Genomic DNA, 2,504 nt, shown 5'->3' with positions numbered 1-2,504 from the left:
CCGAGGATCAGCCCGACGAGCAGCGTGGTCAAGAACAGGAAGGGCAGTGACGGGCGCAGCTCGACGAAGGCGAAGGCGAGTGACGCGAGCACGCCGCCCAGCAGGTTGATGGCGACCAGCCCCATTGCGGCGCGGGCGCTTGCGGCGAGGTCGAGCTGGAGCAGCAGGGACGCGACCGTGATCGGGACGACGATGGCCGAGGAGAAGGCGCTGTTGGTCAGGCAGAGCGTGACCGCCAGCAACAGGATGACCGCATTGGCGAGGGCCCGCGCCACGGGATGTTCCGAGGCCATAGCCGGCTGGGCTGGCGCGTCCTCGCTTGCTGCCGGCTCCGGCAGGAGGGCATGGGCGAGCCAGGACAGGACGACGCCGCTGAGGCAGCCCTGAAGCAGGATCGCCATCATGCTCTGGTCGAGGTCGTCGTGGAGCAGGTCGAGAAGCGGCACCATGACTGCGATGACCAGGGACAGAAAGATCGCCGGGCCGCCCTTGCCCTGCGCCTGCAGCACGAAGCAGACGAAGAAGAACAGACCGAGCAGCGACAGGAGCTGCACTGGGCGGTCGCCGAATATACCGGTCACGATGATGAAGGCCTGCCCCATCACCAAGACGAGACCGGTCATGCCGATCGCCTTGGCGAGCGGCAGTGGCCTCGCCCCTCCGAGCAGGAACTGCGCTGCGAACAGTGGGCCCAGGAACGGAATGACGGCGCCGGTCGCGATGCTGAATGTCAGCCCGGCCGAGACGACGAGCGCGACACGCAACCCCACGCGTCGCTGCCGCGCCAGAGTTCCAGCCGGGACGGACGCCTCAACTGGCATAGGTCAGGACCGAGATGATCCGGATCCAGGCCGCTCCAAGGGCATTCGCCACCGGATTGCTTCCCGTATAGACGACGACATTGACTTGCGAGCCGAAGCGGACACCGCCGCGGGGCAAGGTTCCATCGAACACCAGCCGCACCGGAAATCGTTGAGGATCGCGCACCCAGCCGGTGCTGTTTCTGATCGTGGGGAGCCCTGTGTTGGGGTCGACGCTGTTCTGGGAAACGCCCCAGCCGATACTCTCGACCTTCGCGGTGAAGATCGAGCCCGGTAGCGAGTCGATGACGACCTCGGCACGATCGGCATTCGACATGTGCTCGAGGCTGTTCTCCTTGAAATTGGCGGAGATCCAAATCGAGGTCGCATCGATGAAGGTCAGGGCAGACTGGCCTGCGCCGATAAACTGCCCGGTCGCGAGCTGAAGATTGCTGATGACGCCGGTCGCCGGGGCGCTGACTGTCGTGCGCAGAAGATCGAGGCGCGCTCGCGCCAGCGTCGCCAAGGCGGCCTTGAGCTGCGGGTTCTCATCGCCGCGAGGGCCGAGCTCCTCCCGCGCCTTGGCAAGATCGGCCTCAGCTCCCGTGACAGCTGCGCGCGAGCCTTCGAGCGCCGCGCGCGCTTCGTCGGCCTTGGACTTGGCCATGATCCCGCGCTCGACGAGCTGGAACGTACGCTGCGACTGCGACTGGATGTTTTCGAGCTCGGCGCTCGCCTTGACGAGTTTCGCCTGCGCCGATTCGACCGCGGCGGTCGAGGCGCCCAGCGTCTGACCGATGCGTTCGACCTGCGCATGCGCCTCGGCGACGGCTATCTCGAAGGGGCGAGGATCGATACGAAACAGCACCGTGCCCGCCTCCACGCGCGCATTGTCGCTGACGTTGACCTCGATGACACGGCCAGCAACGTCGGGCGCCATGCGCACGACATAGGCCTGCACCACGGCCTGCGAGGACGATGGCGTCAGCCTCTCCATCACGATCGACACCGCAAACAGCACGGCAATGAGCGCAAGCACGGCGAGTGCGGTTTTGCGCAGCGGATTTGCGGGCGGGCGTGAGGCCGGTTCGGAAAGCGCGGCGGGCGGTGTGGTAGCGGTCGTGGGTTCGTCAGTCATGGCGTTCTGGCTCGGCTTAGACGGAAGCGGGCGCGGCCGGATCCCGGCCATCCACTACCTTAGCCGTCCGGACGAAGAGCGCGCGGATCTTGCTCCAGAAGTCGCCGCCAAGCACGAAGAAGCTCGCGATCAGCATCAGGTCGCCGAGCGCCTGCAGCTGCCAGATGTTTGGCCTCAGGCCAGGAAAAAACTGGTCGACATAGGGTTCGAGCATGGCCGTGACGAGCGGCAGGCAGAACATGACCAATCCGATCACGTGGCGCGCCGGGCCGATCGGCCCGCTCGGTGCCAGGCCCTTGGCATAGCCGAAGACGAGCCCCTTGAGCTGCTGGAATCCGGCCTTGCCCATCACCGCAATGCAGGCCAGCAGCAGGACCTTGTTGGCAACGAAGATCGCGCCTGTCATCGCCGCGATGCGCGGGCCCGGAACATTCATCGAGGCGGCTAGTGGAACGAGCAGCCAAAGCGCGAAGGCAAAGATGAAGATGAAAATGCCGAGCTTGAATCGCCATCCGGCGGCGGCCGACACTTCGGTATCGAGTTGTGGCGTCGTCATGTTTGTCCCC

General features: G+C 65.6%; 3 protein-coding genes. All 3 read right to left on the bottom strand.

What is annotated here, in order from left to right:
* A partial coding sequence (locus tag B6S44_RS24985) for a DUF2955 domain-containing protein (RefSeq protein ID WP_164985955.1) occupies nt 1-770 on the bottom strand: 770 nt, incomplete at its 3' end.
* Between the two features lie 40 nt (nt 771-810).
* A complete protein-coding gene (locus B6S44_RS24980) occupies nt 811-1,938 on the bottom strand; it encodes an HlyD family secretion protein (RefSeq protein WP_129159585.1) in 1,128 nt (375 codons plus the stop codon).
* 16 nt (nt 1,939-1,954) lie between these two features.
* A partial coding sequence (locus B6S44_RS24975; protein WP_349236388.1) for a transporter suffix domain-containing protein occupies nt 1,955-2,504 on the bottom strand: 550 nt, incomplete at its 5' end.

The sequence above is a fragment of the Allobosea sp. Tri-44 genome, from assembly GCF_004123845.1.
GTDB lineage: Bacteria > Pseudomonadota > Alphaproteobacteria > Rhizobiales > Beijerinckiaceae > Allobosea.
Note: the sequence above shows the minus strand (reverse complement) of the source record. Positions and strands in the feature narration are given on the sequence as shown.

Excerpts from the sequence above, each read along its gene's own strand:
- B6S44_RS24980 (WP_129159585.1), bottom strand. The coding sequence starts at position 1,938 with ATGACTGACGAACCCACGACCGCTACCACACCGCCCGCCGCGCTTTCC.